Source organism: Methanopyrus kandleri AV19 (genome assembly GCF_000007185.1).
GTDB lineage: Archaea > JAADCQ01 > Methanopyri > Methanopyrales > Methanopyraceae > Methanopyrus > Methanopyrus kandleri.
The window spans coordinates 945,568-963,130 of the sequence record NC_003551.1 but is presented as its reverse complement, the minus strand read 5'-3'; the positions used below and the strand labels follow the sequence as shown (position 1 = coordinate 963,130).

18 protein-coding genes and 1 tRNA gene are annotated in these 17,563 nt (G+C 60.1%); 3 read left to right on the top strand and 16 right to left on the bottom strand.

Going from position 1 to position 17,563, the window contains the following annotated elements; genetic code table 11:
* Positions 1-149 precede the first annotated feature (149 nt).
* From MK_RS05300 to MK_RS05290, 3 genes are all read right to left on the bottom strand, one after another.
* On the bottom strand, positions 150-944 hold the full coding sequence (locus MK_RS05300; protein WP_011019370.1) for a fumarylacetoacetate hydrolase family protein: 795 nt from the start codon (positions 942-944) through the stop codon (positions 150-152).
* Between the two features lie 40 nt (positions 945-984).
* Entirely contained in the window at positions 985-1,884 is a 900-nt protein-coding gene (locus tag MK_RS05295) for a 4Fe-4S binding protein (RefSeq protein ID WP_011019369.1), read from the bottom strand.
* Between the two features lie 176 nt (positions 1,885-2,060).
* Entirely contained in the window at positions 2,061-2,942 is an 882-nt protein-coding gene (locus MK_RS05290; protein WP_011019368.1) for a serine/threonine-protein kinase RIO2, read from the bottom strand.
* 71 nt (positions 2,943-3,013) lie between these two features.
* Between MK_RS05290 and MK_RS05285 the strand changes: the two genes are divergently transcribed.
* On the top strand, positions 3,014-4,897 hold the full coding sequence (locus MK_RS05285) for an ATP-dependent DNA ligase (protein ID WP_226988616.1): 1,884 nt from the start codon (positions 3,014-3,016) through the stop codon (positions 4,895-4,897).
* On the opposite strand, the gene MK_RS05280 is transcribed toward MK_RS05285, so the two are convergent.
* The 7 genes from MK_RS05280 to MK_RS05255 all read right to left on the bottom strand — a co-directional run bounded on the left by MK_RS05280 (position 4,894) and on the right by MK_RS05255 (position 9,339).
* Positions 4,894-5,568, bottom strand: coding sequence for a transglutaminase-like domain-containing protein (locus MK_RS05280; protein ID WP_148679667.1), 675 nt, complete (start codon positions 5,566-5,568; stop codon positions 4,894-4,896). The two genes, MK_RS05285 and MK_RS05280, sit on opposite strands and share 4 nt — an antisense overlap.
* A gap of 110 nt (positions 5,569-5,678) precedes the next feature.
* The gene (locus tag MK_RS05275) at positions 5,679-6,062 is read right to left on the bottom strand and encodes a DUF473 family protein (protein ID WP_226988735.1); all 384 of its coding nucleotides are present in this window, start codon (positions 6,060-6,062) and stop codon (positions 5,679-5,681) included.
* A gap of 67 nt (positions 6,063-6,129) precedes the next feature.
* Positions 6,130-6,864 carry a proteasome assembly chaperone family protein gene (locus tag MK_RS05270; protein ID WP_011019364.1) on the bottom strand — a complete coding sequence of 245 codons (735 nt, stop codon included), beginning with the start codon at positions 6,862-6,864 and terminating at the stop codon, positions 6,130-6,132.
* Between the two features lie 6 nt (positions 6,865-6,870).
* Positions 6,871-8,172 (bottom strand): Mur ligase family protein, encoded by a 1,302-nt coding sequence (locus MK_RS05265; protein ID WP_158295948.1) that lies wholly within the window; start codon positions 8,170-8,172, stop codon positions 6,871-6,873.
* On the bottom strand, positions 8,165-8,332 hold the full coding sequence (locus MK_RS09090) for a hypothetical protein (RefSeq protein WP_158295947.1): 168 nt from the start codon (positions 8,330-8,332) through the stop codon (positions 8,165-8,167). The genes MK_RS05265 and MK_RS09090 overlap by 8 nt, the downstream gene beginning before the upstream one ends.
* A 43-nt stretch (positions 8,333-8,375) precedes the next feature.
* Positions 8,376-8,451: transfer RNA gene (locus tag MK_RS05260), tRNA-Arg, on the bottom strand.
* 30 nt (positions 8,452-8,481) lie between these two features.
* Positions 8,482-9,339, bottom strand: coding sequence for a DUF2226 domain-containing protein (locus MK_RS05255; RefSeq protein ID WP_226988734.1), 858 nt, complete (start codon positions 9,337-9,339; stop codon positions 8,482-8,484).
* A 27-nt stretch (positions 9,340-9,366) separates the two neighbouring features.
* On the opposite strand from MK_RS05255, the gene mvk reads away from it, so the two are divergent.
* Entirely contained in the window at positions 9,367-10,353 is a 987-nt protein-coding gene (mvk, locus tag MK_RS05250) for a mevalonate kinase (protein ID WP_011019361.1), read from the top strand.
* On the opposite strand, the gene MK_RS05245 is transcribed toward mvk, so the two are convergent.
* Entirely contained in the window at positions 10,304-11,755 is a 1,452-nt protein-coding gene (locus MK_RS05245) for a B12-binding domain-containing radical SAM protein (protein ID WP_011019360.1), read from the bottom strand. The genes mvk and MK_RS05245 overlap by 50 nt on opposite strands.
* Before the next feature lie 51 nt (positions 11,756-11,806).
* Here MK_RS05245 and MK_RS05240 point away from each other — a divergent pair, with 51 nt between their 5' ends.
* A complete protein-coding gene (locus MK_RS05240) occupies positions 11,807-12,481 on the top strand; it encodes a hypothetical protein (protein WP_011019359.1) in 675 nt (224 codons plus the stop codon).
* Here MK_RS05240 and MK_RS05235 read toward each other — a convergent pair whose 3' ends face one another.
* From MK_RS05235 to lysS, 5 genes are read right to left on the bottom strand one after another with little or no spacing between them, the layout of a single operon-like run.
* Positions 12,482-12,931, bottom strand: a complete 450-nt coding sequence (locus MK_RS05235; protein ID WP_011019358.1) for a 30S ribosomal protein S19 — start codon at positions 12,929-12,931, stop codon at positions 12,482-12,484.
* 19 nt (positions 12,932-12,950) lie between these two features.
* Complete coding sequence (locus MK_RS05230; protein ID WP_148679665.1) at positions 12,951-14,270, bottom strand: radical SAM protein; 1,320 nt, start codon at positions 14,268-14,270, stop codon at positions 12,951-12,953.
* Positions 14,239-14,751, bottom strand: a complete 513-nt coding sequence (locus MK_RS05225; RefSeq protein WP_148679664.1) for a hypothetical protein — start codon at positions 14,749-14,751, stop codon at positions 14,239-14,241. The genes MK_RS05230 and MK_RS05225 overlap by 32 nt, the downstream gene beginning before the upstream one ends.
* Entirely contained in the window at positions 14,748-15,818 is a 1,071-nt protein-coding gene (locus MK_RS05220; RefSeq protein ID WP_011019355.1) for a radical SAM protein, read from the bottom strand. The genes MK_RS05225 and MK_RS05220 overlap by 4 nt, the downstream gene beginning before the upstream one ends.
* An 11-nt stretch (positions 15,819-15,829) precedes the next feature.
* Positions 15,830-17,497 (bottom strand): lysine--tRNA ligase, encoded by a 1,668-nt coding sequence (gene lysS / locus MK_RS05215; RefSeq protein WP_011019354.1) that lies wholly within the window; start codon positions 17,495-17,497, stop codon positions 15,830-15,832.
* Positions 17,498-17,563: the final 66 nt, after the last annotated feature.

Below are 17,563 nucleotides of genomic sequence, written 5' to 3'. Positions count from 1 at the left end.
CGAATAACCGGATTGCCGACTTACGTATAATACCAATACTCCTTACAGTGATCCTCGCGGCTACCTTTGAGAGTTCTCCCCGGAGCTTCTTCTGTTCGTAAAGAAACTGTGTGGGGACGCTAAACGGTGTCACGCGGTCTCTATGGTATTCACTGTCCTACGTAATGTACGAGCCTGCCAATGCGTTCGATTTCCAACTCGATCTTATCGTCCGGTTCCATCGGACCCACACCGGGCGGGGTTCCCGTAGCGATGATATCACCGGGCTCGAGCGTCATCACCCTAGACGTGAAAGATACCAGCTCGTACGGATCCCGAACCATGTCGTCGGTGGTAGCACGCTGGCGCACCTCGCCGTTAACACGGAGCTCCATTTCGAGTCCGTCGGGCTCTAGTTCGGTTTCGATCCACGGTCCTAAAGGCGCGAACGTGTCGTAGCTCTTCGCTCGGACCCATTGGCCCTCTCTTTTCTCTATGTCACGAGCCGTCACGTCGTTGATGATAGTGAACCCGAGAACGGCGTCTCGAGCCTCCTCAGGAGACACTTTACGACATCGCTCTCCGATCACCACGGCCAGCTCGAGCTCGTGATCGACCCTGCGTGCCTCCCTCGGTAACTTAACGGTATCCAGGTGGCCGATTACCGCGGTGGGCGCCTTCATGGTCATGACGGGCTCACTGGGGACGTCCATTCCCATTTCGCGTAACTCCTCGACGTGCTCACGGTAGTTGAGTCCGAAGCAGATTATCTTAGGAGGCCGCGGAACTGGGGGACCTATTCTGAGCTCCGATAGCGGATACACAGAGTAGTCCAGATCACCCAACCCGTCACTGTGGACGACTTCGATGAATTCGAGCACGGGAAGGTCGTAGACGTGGACCTCGTCGTCGAGAAACACGGCGGGACGAGGGGTGCCATCCACCAGGTAGGTCCCTACCCGCAACGTTCGCCCCGGGCGGAGCGGGTGGGGTGGGTGAAAAAACTCACTCCATCTCACCGGAGCGCTCATAGGAGACGTTGATTGAGATGGCGTCGACGGGACACGCGCGCTCACAGAGCTTACAGGCGGGACACTTCTCCGGCACCTTGGCGACACCGTCGACCTCGATCAGGTCGCCTGGACAGACTTCGGCACAGACTCCGCATCCGACACACTTGTCCTCGTCGATCTCGTTCTTGACTTCGCGGGACTGAACCGGTACGTCACGCGCTGCCGTAATGGCTCCCCACGGACACACCTGGGCGCACAGTGTACATCCAGTGCACTTCTCCGGGTCGATCTTGGCGACCTTCCGGCCCTGCTTCAGCTCCATCGTGTCCGGGTCCACGTAAACGGGCGACCACTCGTTCTCCTCGGCCTTGAAGAACTCGGCATCTGTCGGCACCATTTCGATGGCGTCGGTCGGACATACCTGGAGGCAGTATGTGCACCCGACACACCGTTCGGGGTGTACATAGACATCCTCATCCTCGGGATGCTCTGGGGGCTCGGACTTGGGCTCGACGACACCCTTCATGCCGATTGCGTCGATAGGACACGTTTCCATGCACTTGAGGCACATGACGCAGAATCCGCGGAGCTCCGGATAGCCGTCTTCAATCCGCATGATCTCCTGCGGGCACACCTCACCGCACTGAGGTGGATCCTCCTTGTGGCACTCCTCGGGCTTCCAAGCTATCCTTTTGAGTTCCACTTTCTCTCCGTCCACTTCACGCTCGAGGTCCTCGAGCTCCAGGGCGTCGACGGGACAGGCCTTCACGCAGGCGCCGCAGACGATACAGTGGTTCATGTCCCCATCTTCGCGGCGGATAGCACCCGTGGGACACGCTGCGACGCACGCTTCGCACAGCAAACACGAGTCCATATCGATCTCGATCGGCATGAGCGCGAGCCCCCGGCGGAGCTTCCCAGGCTAGCTCTTTTTACGGTTGCGAGAGTGGCCCGGGTGTTGTACCCTGTCGAATTCATCGGGGAACGTTATCCCCCATCGCGACGTGTAATGGCCCGTCGGTAACGGGCCACCCTCTCATCGGCGCGCCTCGATCCCCGTAAGCCTCCTCATCCGGAATTCTCGAAGAACTCCCGCGGATGCCTGTGAACGCCGTATTTCCGGCGGAAGTAGTCGCATACGTTCCGTACGTCGCGTTCGACGAGCTCACGGGCCGAGGGGTGGGATACCTCGACCCAGTGCGCCCAGTCGATGAGCAGCACGTCGTCGCCCTCGACGACTATGTTGAACTGACTCAGGTCCCCGTGAACCACGCCGACCTCGAGGGCGTGTTCGTACTCCTCGAGCACCCGGTTCAAGACCGCCTCGGGGTTTTCCACCCGAGTTTCCGCGAGTTCCCGTCCCTCGAAGCGTTCCATCACGAGTACGTGTCTGTTCTGAGCGACGGGCCTGGGGACGGAAACGCCCTCAGGGTACAGGTGTAAAAGCGCCTCGAACTCACGCTCGGCCGTGAGTCTATTAACGTAAAGCCACGAGATGTGACGCTTATCCTTCACGTACTCACGGTACCGTTTGATCTTAGTGTAACTGGTACGACCGATTCGATTGAACTTGACGGCCAGCTGCGCGCCCTTGGGGGAGATGCCCAAGTACACGTCAGCTTCTTTTCCCACCCCGATCTCCGGGCCGAGTCCTTCCAACACGCCTTGGTCCACGAGCGCCCGGAGGGCGAGGGCGTCGTACCCTTCGGGACGCAGTTGGTAACCTAGATACCCGACCGTTTGCCGTCGCGTTCGGACGACCATATCCCAACGATCGAGTCTGGACAGACGGTAGCCTAGCTCCTTCTCGTCGAGACCGGTGCGTTCGAGCAGTCGATCGAACGGGACCCAATCGTGCCTGCGCATCTCCAGCTCGAGGGCTCGTAGGACCTTGAAATCCTCGGGTTCCATCTCCGGAAGGGCCTGTACCACCCTCTCCACCATCACCATGTCTGGCTACCTCCGCAGCGAAAACGGGTAATTCCTAAAGGGGCGAACACCCGTCAGTAGGGGTGGTGAACGTGACTCGACCCGTCCCCAAATCCAGGAAACTCGACTTCTTCATATCCTCTCCTCCCAGGAAGAAAGGTAGGAAGAAGGAGAAGAGGGAGGAGGAAGAGGCGGAGGAGCGTAAGAGAGCTCGTAAGGAGGAGCGGGAGAGGGAGCCCACCAAAGCGGTCGGTCCCAGTGGAGCCGAGTTCAAGGTCAAAACGACGGACGACGACGTGTACTACTCGTCCCTGGCGGAGGCCTTCGAGAGGCTGGAGCGGATCAGTTCCAGGAAGGCCAAGATAAGCCTGATCGCCCAGTTCCTACGGCAGTGTCCGGAGGACGTCGTCGACACCGTCGCACTGTTCCTGGCCAATCAGGTGTTCCCCGGATGGGATCCGAGGGACCTCGGCATCGGGTCCAAGCTGATGCGGAAGGTGATCGCGACTGCCACGGGGTCTACCGACTCCGAGGTCACGGAGCTGTTCAAGCGGCTCGGCGATCTCGGACTCACCGCCGAGGAGCTGCTGAAGCGTCGGAAGACGTCGACGCTGCTCGATTCGCGACCCCTCATGGTGGGCGAAGTCAGGGAAACCTTCGAGAAGATAGCGGAAGTCGAGGGTGAGGGAGCCGTCAAGCGGAAGATGAGGCTGATGATGGGGTTGCTCGCCAGGGCGAAGCCGAAGGAGGCCCGCTACCTGGTTCGGCAGGCGCTGAGTGAGCTGCGGACGGGCGTACGGGAGAGCACCGTGGAGGAGGCCATCGCCCAGGCCTTCGGTGTGAGCAGGAAGTTGGTCGAGAGGGCCCACATGCTGTCGAACGACCTAGGACTGGTGGCCAAAGTGGCGATGACGAAGGGCGAGGAAGGTCTCCGCGAGATCGACCTGAGACCCATGCGACCGATCAAGCCGATGCTGGCGCAAGCAGCGAGGAACGTGAAGGAGGCGCTCGCCGAGGTCGGAGGGAAGGGCGCGGTGGAGATCAAGCTGGACGGCGCCCGCGTGCAGGTACACTCGGACGGAGAGGAAGTGCGCGTGTACACCAGGAGGATCGAGGACGTGACCCACGCGCTCCCCGATATCGTGGAGGCCGTGAAGGACTGCGTGGACGCGGACGAGTTCATCCTGGAGGGCGAGGCCGTGGCCATCAACCCCGAGACGGGCAAACCGAGACCGTTCCAGGAGCTGCTCCATAGGATCAAGCGGAAGTACGATATCGAGGAGGTGCGCAAGGAGATCCCGGTGGAGCTGCACCTCTTCGACTGCTTGTACGTGGACGGCGAGTCGTTGGTCGACACCCCGTTCCGAGAGCGTCGACGTCGACTCGAGGAGATAGTGCGCGAGCGCGAGGGAGAGGTGATGCTCGTCGAGCAGGTGATCACGGACGATCCCAAGGAGGCTGCCGAGATGTTCCATCGAGCCCTAGAGATGGGCCACGAAGGGGTCATGGTGAAGGACCTGGACGCGAACTACACTCCGGGCGTCCGCGGCAAGAAGATGCTGAAGGTCAAGCCGGTACTCGAGACGCTGGATTGTGTGGTCATCGGCGGTATTTGGGGTAAGGGCAAGCGGAAGGGACTCATCGGTTCCTACCTGCTGGCCGTCTGGGACGAGAACAAGGAGAACCTGCTTGAGGTGGGTAAGGTCGGAACGGGCATGGACGACGAGACACTCGAGCGATTGACCAAGATGTTCGAGGACTTGATAGTGGAGGAGTCGGGACGTGAGGTTAGGTTCAAGCCTGAGGTGGTTTTCGAGGTGGAGTTCGAGGATATCCAGAAGAGCCCGAAGTACTCGTCCGGATTCGCCCTTCGGTTCCCGAGACTGGTGCGCGTGCGCGACGATCTGGGTCCGGAAGACGCGGACACGATCGAGAAGGTTCGGAGGATCTACGAGGAAGTACTGCAGAAGCACTAGACTATCAACTCCACCAGCCCGGTGAGCGTATCCCAGAAGACCAAAGGTCCTTGGGTACAGACCGTGTAGCTCTTGACCCCAGGTGTGTAGAGCTCAGTGCCGTCGGGACGTACTCGGTGCCCCTGCACAGGCCGGTCCGAGGTCCCCACTAACCCAACCGAAGGGTCCACGGTCATCCAGCGACCGTGAACCCAGACCTGAACCTGCGCGTGGAGTACGAACCTCTCACGCTCCCGTCCCGTTCCCGAAACCACGGTCCCCGTATCCGTGGGTTCTATCAGTACGAGGCGGGTCGGGATCCCATAGAGACGGCATAGGTAGGAGAACATGTACGAGGCGGTTCCACAGGCCCCACGCCATCTGCCCCTCAGCTCCAGCTCCGCGAAGGCGCGTCGGAGCACGGGAGGTACGTACTCCGGAGGTTCCGCCCCGACATCGTATTGCATGGTGTCGGACACGAACAACGCCAGGGTGCGGACGACACTGAGCTCGTCCTCACCCGGCTTTATCTGGGGGAGGACCGGTGGTACCGCGGTTAAGGGAGGGTAGACGAAGAGCTTGAAGGCTACGAGACCTCCCTGCTGGTACGCGACCAAGTCGAACCGATCGCAGTAGGGAAGGAGTTGGGGTGGTAGTGGAGACCAACCCATACGGGCGCGGACAGCGTTCACGTACCTCTCGGCCTCGACGTAGTCGTGGTAGACCGCGTACGCGGAGACGAGGGCCAGGGGCAGGAGTACTAGGATCCCGGCGGCGATCCTTCTGATCCCACTCCACCCCTTCAGTAGGCCTCCGAAACCGCCGACTCCATTTCTACGTCGACTTCCACGCGACGACCCACACCGCAGTCTTTGTACTCCCTAACACGACCGGACCCGACCCGATTCAGGATGAGTCTGGCCGCCACGAATTCCCGCTCGAAGTGCTCGTCGCCCCCGGTTACGACGTGCTCGTGGACCACGCTGACGGAGCGCACTGTGGCTACAACACCACTGACGCCCTTCTTGAGCTCTCGCTTGCCGACGGTGGTCACGAAGACCAGATCACCAGGCTGGAGGCGGACGACTGCGTCGAGGTTGTTACCGCTACGTACTATTATCTGAGTAGACCCTTGTGTGAGGAGTTGCTCGACGACTCGGAAGCTCACCCCGGTGATTGCGAGCATTTTCAAGCCGATTCACAACCCCTTAGGTAGGACCCCCGCCTTCAAGGTGCGAGGAGGTATCAGCCTGCTACACGAACATCCTCTCCGTCGGTTCTGCCTCTTCTTCCTCCATCCGTTGCTGTTCCCGGAGACGCTGTACGGTCTCCTCAACAGCCTTGGCGATGCGCTCCGCCTCCTCCTCGAGCTTCGACACGTCCACACTGAGACCCAACGCCTCGTTGAGGGCCTCTACGACCCGCGATGCCGCTTTAGGGTCAGGATACGTACCGGGAGTCTCGACGAGTAAGCAGACTGCATCCAAACCGCGCAAGCTACCCTCTAGGAGCAACGGACCGCTGACCCCCGTGATCGTGCCCCCCTTGAGTGGCTCCGCGATACCCTCGAAAAGCTCGGCGGCTTTATCCGAGGTGGCGGCGTAGTACAGCGAGGGCTCATCCTCGAGGTCAGGCGCTCTGATACCCGCTAGACACACGATGCACTCCACGCCTATCTCCCGGGACAACTCGGCTACGGACTCCGAGATATTCTGAACGACTCCGGGACGCATATCGGCCTGCTCCGCGTAGAAGAATGATAGGTCGTCTAGCACGAAAACTCCGGCTGACGGGTACACACGACCCTCGTGCACGATCGCCGCCGTCGGCATGTCCTCGATCTTCATCACGAAGGCCGGTTCGGCCCCGCACTCCGTCACCACGTGGCGGATGGCGATTACGCCCACCATCCCTATACCTGGGTATCCCTCAATCAAGAACTCACACTCCGGGATCTCGTCCGCCAAGCGTATGAATTCAACCTCCATCCCGGCTCATCCCCGAGATCGCTCCGATCCAGCGGTCAAAAAGCGTACCGCACGCTCGACGTCATGTTGTATTGAGATTATAACATCCTGCCCGTTTCCTAGCACTCCCACATCCCGACCACGCCGCGCCAGCTCCAGAGCCTTCGAGGCGACCTCGGAAGGCTCTACCGGAGACGCCTCAATTCCGGAGCTCGTGAGCTCCTCGATCACGTCGTCCACGGTCTCCTCCGACAGGCCGGGAAACACGTAGACGCGTTCTACCCCCGCCTCCCGGAGGGTCCGGCCGATTCCCTCGATTCGGTAATCTTCGCCCGGCCTCGGAGTCCCCCAGAAGACGACGTCCAGGGGTCCGTAGTCCCTTAAGACGACCTTCAGGGCGGAGAGGTTGTCGGTCTTTCCGATGACCAGCCGGCCTTCACCTAGCTTGTACTCCTTAATGCGTCCGGGAACACTGGTGAAGTCCGAGAGTAACGGGGCCAGCTCCTCGGGAGGTTCGCTGGTTATCTCGGCGACGGCCAGCAGCGCGGCCTTGGCATCCAGCCTGTAGAACTCCCCTCGGAGCGGTATATCGACTTCCACGTCCAACTCATCATAACACCTGGGAGTACTCTCCATCCTTTCGACTACCTTCCGTTCCTCCCCGTCACACTTGACGATCGCCGTCTCTCGGGCCCGATCGCAGAAACGGGCTGCTCGGGCCGCATACCTCTCGATCGAACCGTGGTAGTCCAGGTGATCCAAACCCAGGTTCAGGAAGACCGCGACATCGTACCGTGGAGCTCGGTCGGAGAAATAGTCCAGCGTCATGTCACACACCTCACAGACTACGACCTCCGGACGCGCCAACTCGGCTCGCACGTAGAGGGTAGCGTACCCGTCGAAACCCCCTCCGGCGTTCCCACCGATCTTTCGATCGATACCGAGTTTGTCGAGTAGGTGATCGATCATATGAACCGTCGTGGTTTTACCGTTGGTTCCGCTGACCACGACGAATTTCGAAGAATCTGGCCATGTGAGGAGATCCTCAAGTGGTGGAACCCCGATGTTGCGGACTTCGCGGACTATCTCCGCGTCGTTCGGTATGCTGGGCGAGAAATACACGGTGTCGCACTCGCGGATTCTGTCGATGTCGTGATGACCGAGCTCTACCTCGACGTTGGGAAGCCTCTCGAGCGATGAGACGTCGACGTCTTCCCTGATGTCGGAGGCGTAGACCTTGAGTCCCAGTTCCGCCAACCTCGCCGCGCAGGTACGTCCCTCCACTCCCAGCCCGATGACGGCAACGCTGTCGAATGGAAGCTCATCCACGCTCATCCTCCCTCAGCTCCCGTTCCAGCCTTTCGATACGCGCGAGAGCCTCGTCGATCTTCGCTTCAAGACGGTCGAGGCGCGTCAGTATTTCCTCCAGCTTCGCGATCGTGACCTCGAAGGGGCCCGCTTCTGCGAGCTTCCGGAGTTCATCGTCCAATTCGAGAACCCCATTGTTACGGATACCATAACGATAACGCGTGTGGGCCGGCCGGGATTTGAACCCGGGACCACGGGGCTCCGAAGGCCCGCGCTCTGTCCAGACTGAGCTGCCGGCCCGAGCCCGGGTCCTAACCCGACTGGGTTACCTTAAATCTTTCTCCCCAACCACTCGGGTCGGTACGTGCGGACCTCCAGCTCGTCGACGCCGGCATCCTTCATGAAGTCCCGAATGGTCTCAACGACTTCCTCCTCGTCGGTGTCGTTCCCCAGCAGGACTTCGACGATACCTTCCACCTTGAAGACCGTTATACCGTAGCTGCGAAGAACCCTCGAGATCCGCTCTCGAAGGTCCGTCTCCACTCCGGTGAACTCCTTCAGGATATTCTCGACGAAGGACTCGTCCGGCTCCTTGATCCCATATTTCTTCAGTATCTCCTCACGCGACAGGGATTCCGGTTCTCTTTCTACCTCTTCCGTGAAGTCGTAGGACTCTACCGCCTCCGGCTCCTCGTCATAGGCTTCCTCGATCTCTTCTACTCCGATCCCGGTTTCCTCCGTAGCTTCCTCTTTCTCGGCGCCCTCGAGTTCCTCGGTCTCGAACTCGATATCGGCTTCGAGCGCGGGGACTGGCAGCACGTCCTCCAGTTCGATCTCCTTCGGCCGTATACCGTGGTACTCGAAGATCATCTCGATGTCGTCTTCCGAGGCCTCGAACACGTCGACAACGGCGGACTGACCTCCCTCAATTGCACTTAAGATCTCCCTCAGGTGCTCTAACGCTTCCTCTCCCCGCCATCGTTCCCCGGTCCGTACCTCTTCGACCTCGATGTAGACGACCTTACCGTTGAGGACTACGATGAACGCGTCGAGCAGGGCGTCACCGGACCGTGCGGTGATCCTCACAACTCCGGTCCTTAGATCCGCGCTGGCGATCAGGTCCGCCAGCTCTTCGAGACTCTCAACGTACTTATCCTCCACCACGGGCTTAAGGGTCTTCGGCAACATCAAGCTCGGTCACCCGGGGGACTATGGTTGCGTATTTCCGTCAAGGCTCCACTGAAGGCTATCCTGGCGGGCGAGCACGCCGTCGTTTACGGGTATCCGGCGGTCGCAGTGGCATTAGATACCTATGTTAGGGTCACGGCGGAACCCGGAGACGACAGCTTCAGGGTGGAAACCGAGCTGAGCTGCGAGGGGAACGTAAGGGCTGAGATCACACGTGACGGAAATGTAAAGGGCTTCCGATCCGAGAGCTTGCACGAGGAACTGACGTACGTGGCTACGGCGGTGCGAAAGGCATCGGAGGAGTTCGACGCTCCTCCCTCTAACCTGAGGATTCTGTCGGAAGCTCCCCCGGCGAGTGGTCTAGGCACATCGGCTGCGGTCACGGCGGCAGTGCTACTCGGACTAGCCGAGGTATCGGGTGTAAACGTCTCCAGGGAAGAGATACGGAGACTTGTCCGTGAGGTGGAGCTCGAGGTGCAGGGGAAGGCGAGTTGGACCGACGCCACGGTGGTCACGTACGGCGGGTTCGTGAGGGTTTCAGGGCGGGAGTTCGAGCTGATTGAACCGGAGCGTAACCCCGTGCTGGTCGTGGCGCACTCCCAGGAACCCAGTCGTACGGGTGAGATGGTGCGCCGGGTGGCCGAACTCCGCGAGAGGTTGGACATCGTCGACGGGGTCATGGAGCTGATAGGGGAGCTCGTCGATGACCTCGAGGCGGCTCTGCGTGATGGGGACTTAAGGACCGTAGGGGAGCTCATGAACGCCAACCACGGGCTGTTGGCGGCCCTGAACGTCTCCACGCGTGCCCTGGAGGAGATCGTACACGTATTCAGGAGCGCGGGCGCCTTAGGGGCGAAGGTTACCGGCGCCGGAGGAGGAGGATGCGCGGTCGCGTTATTCGAGAGGGAGGAGGATGCGAAACGTGCCGTCGAAACGCTAAGCGCCTTAGGTTACGAGGCGTTCGTCACTCGTCCGAGCCCTTGCGGTGTGAAAACCGAGGACTCGGGATCTTAGCCAACAACGCTTTCATCTTCTTGAACGCGACCTCGGCGATCATCGTTCCGGTCACACGGACGGCATCGATGCCGTCCTCCTTCAGCCGTCGGATAAGATACCGGGGACGAAGATAGAACTCGATCATGGCGCGCTTTTGGTACTTCTTCACCTCCTCTGGGGACAGCTCGGTCGTCCTGACCACCGGGTCCATGAGGGTGTACTTGTCCCACGACTTTTCCTCGATGAGCCCTTTCTCCACGGCCTCTTGGTAGAACTTAGTGCCGGGATATGGCGTCGCGACGGACACCACGGCGTAATCGGGGTCGATTTCTTTCAGGAACTTTATCGTCTGCCGGGCACTCCTGTGGGTCTCGCCCGGTAAGCCGATCACAGCCGAAGCCACGGTCACTATGTCGAACTCGCGGCAGAGTTGGAACGCCTTCTTCGTCTGCTCGACCGTAAACCCCTTACCGACGTTGTCCAGGACCTCCTGGCTACCCGACTCGACTCCGAAGAACAGGACCGAGCATCCCGCCTCGCGCATGAGTTCAAGTAACTCCCTGTCGATCGTGTCGACGCGTGCGGCACAGCCCCAGGTTACGTCTAGACCGCTTTCCACGATGAGCCGACAGATCTCCTCGACACGCCGCCGATCGTACGTGAACGTGTCATCGACGAAGGCTATGATGTCCGATCCGTAGTTCTCGTGGACATGCGCCATCTCGGAAACCACACGCTCGGCCGAGTGCATCCGGAGTTTGTGGCCGTGCATCGCTGAAGAAGCGCAGAAGTCACATCCTACGGGACAACCCCTGCTCGACACCATCGTGGTGGCGGTGGTTTTAGCCCCGAAGAAAGTGTACTTGTCCATGGGAAGCAGGTGACGCGCGGGGAACGGTAGTGCGTCGAGATCGCGAATGAGGGGTCGATCAGGGGCTCTGACGATGTCGTCCTTCTCCCGGTACGTGATCCCCAGTACCTCTGAGAGTGTCTTTACGCCGTCGATGAACACCTTCGCCAGATCCAGGAGCGTGAATTCGCCCTCACGCCGTACCACGACGTCGACGTAGGGGCACTCCTTGAGGCACTCGACGTCCATGAAGGTAGGATGATAACCGCCAAGGCATACGATGACGTCCTCTAGTTCTTCCTTGACGACCTTGGCCGCCTGGTAGGCTTGGTGAATGATCGGAGTCGTGGCCATGATGGATACGATTCTAGGACGGAGCTTCCGCACGGCTCGTCTCAGGTCCTCGAAGGACATGTCCAGTGGGGGACAATCGAGGATTTTAACCGTGTATCCCGCCTCCTCGAGCACCGCGGCGATGTAGGCTAGTCCAAGCGGAGGCGCTGTAATGCCCAAGAATCGCTGGTACTTAGTCGTGACATCAGGGGGGTTGATCAGGAGGACATCGATCATGTTGGAATCACCTCCGTCCGGGGGGTACGGACCTCGCCTCGCAGGACCGGGATGGAGTTAGCCAGGGAGTGTGCCCCCGAGCTCAAAAGTGGACGCGTGAAGGAGATTTACAAGACCTTAAAAGAAATGGCCGAGCGCGTTCCTCTGAAGGAGTATTCGGAGGCTAGATGCTCGCTGATGGTGTGGGTGCGTGCCGAGGAGGAGCTTCCTACCAATAGCATCGCGCAGTACGTGACATCCGATACCAGGTATACGTTCGAAGTCACCGTACGCCAGGCGGACTCCACGTCTCGCCCCCGGATCGTAGAGGTGATCCTCGAAAGGCACGAGGCACGCTCACGGGGGCCGCTGGACGAGCTCAAGGTTCACGGGTCAGCCTCGGTAGATGAACCTGTGGAGAGGCGGGGACGGTCGCTGATAGGTGCTTTGAAAATCGCCCTACGCTACCTCAGGGAGTACGATGTAGAGCGCGAATGGAAAGTGTGGAAGGTCACGAACAAGTTCCGGGAGATGGTCCAAAAGGTCACCTCTCTGGGCTCTGACGAGCCTGGAATACTGGTGATGGAGGACAGCAAGGTGGGCACGGAGTACGACGGCCTTTTCGAGTACTGGGTCGCGCTGAAATCGGGTTCAATAGCTCTATCCGCAGTGAGAAGGGTGTTGGAGGTGGACAGGAAACTGTCCCTGTACGGCGTACACGTCGAGGTGCCCGATGCTAGGTGGTGATTACTTCAGTGGCACGAACAACGAGCTCCGTGTAGCACCGATTCCTCCGTGCTCGACGGTTTTCCTGGTCTTGGCGAACTCACCGAGGTAGTGACCGATCATCTCCGGCTCGATCTTCACCTCTTTGAACTCCTTTCCGTTGTACACCGCGATGGTCAGTCCTACCATTTCGGGCAGGATGATCATATCCCGGCAGTGGGTCCGGATTACCGGAGGCTTCTTACCGCGTCTCAGGAGCCTCCGAGCTCGCCGGACCTTGCGCAGCAGCTTCTTGTGCCTGGAGGGCAGGCCACGTTTCAGCGAGCGACGCTGGCGTGCGGGGAGTAGCTCGATGAACTCCTCGATAGGCATCTTCATCAGCTCGCCCAGGGTGTAGCCCCGGTACCTGAACTCAACCCACTCCTTCTCCCACCAGTCCGGTATGTCATCCTTCGAGCGTTCCTCCGCCATTGGTGACTCTCCCCCTGGTTCAGACCAAGATCCCCACGAAGATGTTGTGCTTGTCCCTCGTCACTTTCACCCGGACGCGGTCTCCCACGTTTAATATCTTGGCGGAGTCCGGGATGGCGATCACGCGATCGGCGGCTCGGGCTATCATCTCACCCCGCAACCGTCCTTCCAACACTATTTCCGCTCTGATCACATCTCCCCGTCGGAACGGTTTCGGTAGTGATTTCCTGGGCTCGGTCCCGAAGTGTTCGGGTTTGAGCACCAGCGGACGCACTTCCGTCCTGCTTTCCAGCTCCCTGAGCCACCTGTAGAACTCTTTCATCGGTATAACCCGACGTAGGAACTTAGGTCGTCGACCGAACCTGTACTCTAGGTAGTTCTGGATCCCGAGTGGCGGCCACCGCTTCCCCGCCCCTATCTTCGCCGCCCACCCGATGATCTCCACGATATCATCGTCGTTGTAACCCGGCAACCACAGCGGCGCCACCAGCACGTCGGCCTCGGTCTCTTGGGCTATGTACTCGACCACCCTCTTCACATGCTCGACGTCGTAGTCCTTCCGGCCCGCCATGGCCCGAGCTTTCTTCGGGTCGAGCGAGTTGACGCTCACGTTGAACCTGTCGATTCCAGCCTCGACGAGCTCGTCCACCAAGTCTTCGCTCAGCGGTACGGCGTTGGTCTGTATGGAGACGATGTCGACGTGTGGGTGCTCCTTGAGGGCTTGAACCACATCGGGCAGGAAAGGGTACAGCGTGGGTTCACCCTGACCGTCGAGGTGCGCTTCGAGTCCCTGACCTTTGAACTCGGCTACGCGGTCGAACCACTCCATCAGGTAGTCAGGGTCCACCATGAAATCCCGCGAACGCGTGCGGGAGATCGGTCCTTCGTCCACACTGCAGTATATGCAGCAGAGATTGCACCCGGAGAGCGGGCGCACCTGTATTACGTTGGTTCCACGGTCGATGAGGCCGAAAGCCGTGTGGCCTATCAGCGGGATACCTGTAGTCTCGGTGATGTAGTACACCCTACGACCCGTGTAGGCGTTCTTTCCGGACTCGCCGGCGAGTCTGGATATGAGATCTGTTAGAACGCCGACCAGCACCTCACGGGGTACCGGAGCCGCCACACGAGTGCCTTGCAGGGTGACCGGTACCGTGCGCCGCTCACGTTTGGAGATTACGGCAGTCACCATTCGGCGGAATTCTTCGGGGTCCACCTCGAACTCGATCAGTCCGTAAAGTCTGAACCGTAAGTAGCCGGAGTGTCGCTCGACTTTCAGACCGGGATGTAGGGAGCCCAGGTCGACTTCAGTGGACCCTGCCGGCGTACTTGTCTTCAAGCCCCTTGACCGCCCGTACGAACGCCTTCACCGCTGCTTCCGCGCGTCGCAGCTCCGCCATACATTCCTTCAGCTTCAGATCGGAGGTTGCCGGATCTTTCAGCACGTAGACCGCGAATTCGGTGTCTTTCTTCTTCAGTTTCAACGACTGGAGCTCTAGGGAAGCTTTAGCGCGGATTTTCTCGACTTGGTGGAGGTCGGCACTCGAAATCGGGTACAGGTCACGCAGTGCCTGTAGCTTATGATTGGCTTGATCGAACTCCGTCTTGAGCACTTGATACTTCTCATCGATCTCCGCCAGCTGCCCCCTGTAGTTACCGAAGAGCAGCACTTGAGCCTGGTAGCTGTATTGGCCTAGGGCTCCGAGTCCTAACACGGCGATCAGGACGATGAGGAGTACGGAGCCTACGTACAGTGCCGCTCCCCAGACTCTGCTCACACGCCGTAGCCGGAGTGCGATGTCTTCACGCGACGCACTCACCCCCGCACCGGCCATCGTTCTACCACGGTTCTATCCCATGTCGGGTACTCCCGGATGATCCAGGCCCGAATCTCGCATCGAGAGGCCTCCTCCAGGTCCGAAAGTACATCGGCGAGCTCGTCGACGACGAACGGCTTCGTCTCTACTCGGCTCCCATCCACATACACCCATTCCTCAGGCACCTCGAGGATGTTGATCAGCACGTCGGCGAGATCCTCCGGATCACCGGATATTACTTCGAAAATCCCCTTCACTATGAGCCCTTCCTCATCTATCTCCTCGTGGTCACGTGCCACGTTCTTCGCCATTCTCTTGATCCTTTTCCGGAACTGGACGGCATCCTTCACCTCGGAAGGACAGTAATGGAGGGTGATGCCGACGTCGTTAGCAACCTCCGATAGCGCGGTGAGGGCCGTCCTCTCGCTCCCGGCGACGGCGTCGGACAGGTCGTCATCTACGCGCTCGAACCTACGTCTTCTGAGTTCTTCGGCGTTAGATTCGGTGAATTCCAGCTCGTTAACGTTGAGGAAGTCGAACCCGTACTCGTCCGCCAGTTTAGCTACCTCCAGGATCCAGTTTTCTTCCCCGGGAATGGCGGGCATCTCGAACCCCAGATCCATTCCGGAATCCTCCAGGACCTCGGCCGCACGCCTGTTGACAGTCGAGTCCGGGGAGGGGTGCACGCGCAACTCGTCCAGTCCCACTCCATCTAGCTCTTCAATCGCCCCTTCCCTGACGGACTCCGCCGGCGCATAGAGGTGGATGTGGAAGTCGTCGCCGAACTCGTCTTTGAGCGTGCGGATGATGTTGACGGCCCTCTCGAGACGCGTTAACGGATCGCCACCGGTGAGACTCGCTCCTTCCGCGTCCATTAATTCCGCTTCTTTCACCAGGTCCCGCTCGGACCGTATCGGACGCTCGTTGGCGAAGGAAACGTCACTCCCTTTTTTCCTCGGCGATACGGGACAGTACCAACACCCGCGGTTACAGACCCCGGTCACGAACACCACCAGCTTGGCGCCGCACACGCAGAGCCTACAACCCTTCGGGAAGGCACCACGGACCACATTTCCGGTGTCTAGTCTTCGGAAGCCTCGAGGCAGCCCCGGATCAGCCTCGAAATCCGATCCACCCCCACAGCCGCGATGAGGGTGCCAGCACGTGGACCTCGGTCCTTCCCGACCACGACGTTGTAAAACACCCTGAAGGCGTCCGCGGGACGTAGCCCGGCGGTACGGGCGGCTTCGAACACCGTCCGCTGTAGTGTTTCCGGATCTTCTTTAGTTGTTTCCGATTCTAACCGGCGGACCAGGTCCTCGAGGAACTCCCGCTCCTTGTCTGACAACTCCACGGGTTCCGGTTCCTCTCGAACCCTGAACCGGGCCTCTTCCGGGGCGTACCTGTCCACCCATCGCGATGCCTTCTCGAGTCTCTCCCGGAGCCACTCCCGACCGAAGCCCTCGGGCTCCGCTTCAAGGTGTCCGGTCCTCCGGAATATCTCCAGCGCCCGCTCGAACTCTTCCTCCGAGACGTCGTCTTCGATACCCACTACTTGAGCTACGACGGCGCAGAACCGGAACGGTACGTGGGGTGGACACTCCTCCGGGATCTCATCGACTCGGGAAAGCTCGTAGATGCGCCGCTCCCTCTCGTCGGCTTCACCGGCGAAGTACCGCTTCTCTAACTCATCGTAGTCGTCCACCGCCTGCAGAAGACCGAACCGTAGGTCCAGGTCGAGATGTTTCAGCGGTTTGCCGCGCAGGACGAGGTAGCGGAGCACCTCGCGGTGGCATACTTCCCCCCAATCGGACAGGGTCACGTAGTGTCCCTTGGAGGAGGACATCGCCTTGCCGTCGAGCGTGATCCACTCGTAGGGGACCGGTACCGGGGCCGGGAACCCGAAGAACTCCTCGGCGATAGCCGACCCCACCTCGTACGAGCCTCCGGCCACGTAGTGATCCTTGCCGAAGGGTTCACAGGCGACACCCAGGTAGACCCAGCGGGTCGGCCACTCGATCTTCCACCCGAGCTTGCCCGGTGGTATCTCGAACCCATTGACCTCTATCGGTTTCCTGAGGTCGAGCTCTCCACGGTGCCCACATCCTTCCAGGACGGCGTCCCCTATCTCATGCCGTCCTTCGCAGACGTACTCGATACGCCAACCGTCTACGTCGACCACCCGAGTAGTAGCGATGCGGCCGCACTCCTCGCAGACCGGCATGTAGACCCGCGCATCCTCCAGTCCGAAACGTTCGAGGACGCTCGCGAGCCTCCCACCGCCGCCGTAGTAATCGTTCACGACCTCTCGGACCAGCTTTACGAAGCCGTTGTCCGTGTACAGTTCGGCCGACGAGATCCACTCAACCTCCGCACCGAACTCCCGGAGCTCCTCCACGAAGTTACGAGCCCAGCGGTCAGAATAGGGCTCGTCGCCTACTGGGATCGCCTTGTACGGTACACCGAGGTAATCCTCCGAGAGTCTACCGTCGAGGTCACGTGGGATGCGACGTAAGGGATCCACATCGTCGGAGATCCACACGACCCTAACATCTTCATGGTAGCGCTCTCGCAGGACTCGGGCCACGGCGTCTGCAGTGAGAACGTCTCGGGCGTTTCCCACATGGAGGCGCCCGGACGTCGAAGCCCCGCTGGCCACGACTATCTCGTCGGGGAGTTCGTCAGCGTGCTTCCGACAGTGCTCGGTAACTTCCCGCGCCTTCACCTCCGACCAGTGTTCCTTGGTCAAGCAGCAGCTCCCCGGTGGGCTTGCCCGCTCGAGGTCGATAAATAACGGAGCGGTGTGGCGACGCCT

Bases quoted from the DNA above. Each gene is read 5' to 3' on its own strand.
- MK_RS05295 (WP_011019369.1), bottom strand. From the start codon at position 1,884: ATGCCGATCGAGATCGATATGGACTCGTGTTTGCTGTGCGAAGCGTGC.
- MK_RS05255 (WP_226988734.1), bottom strand. From the start codon at position 9,339: ATGTTGCCGAAGACCCTTAAGCCCGTGGTGGAGGATAAGTACGTTGAG.
- MK_RS05290 (WP_011019368.1), bottom strand. From the start codon at position 2,942: ATGGTGATGGTGGAGAGGGTGGTACAGGCCCTTCCGGAGATGGAACCC.
- MK_RS05245 (WP_011019360.1), bottom strand. From the start codon at position 11,755: ATGATCGATGTCCTCCTGATCAACCCCCCTGATGTCACGACTAAGTAC.
- MK_RS05270 (WP_011019364.1), bottom strand. From the start codon at position 6,864: ATGGAGGTTGAATTCATACGCTTGGCGGACGAGATCCCGGAGTGTGAG.
- MK_RS05275 (WP_226988735.1), bottom strand. From the start codon at position 6,062: ATGCTCGCAATCACCGGGGTGAGCTTCCGAGTCGTCGAGCAACTCCTC.
- MK_RS05235 (WP_011019358.1), bottom strand. From the start codon at position 12,931: ATGGCGGAGGAACGCTCGAAGGATGACATACCGGACTGGTGGGAGAAG.
- MK_RS05240 (WP_011019359.1), top strand. From the start codon at position 11,807: ATGGAGTTAGCCAGGGAGTGTGCCCCCGAGCTCAAAAGTGGACGCGTG.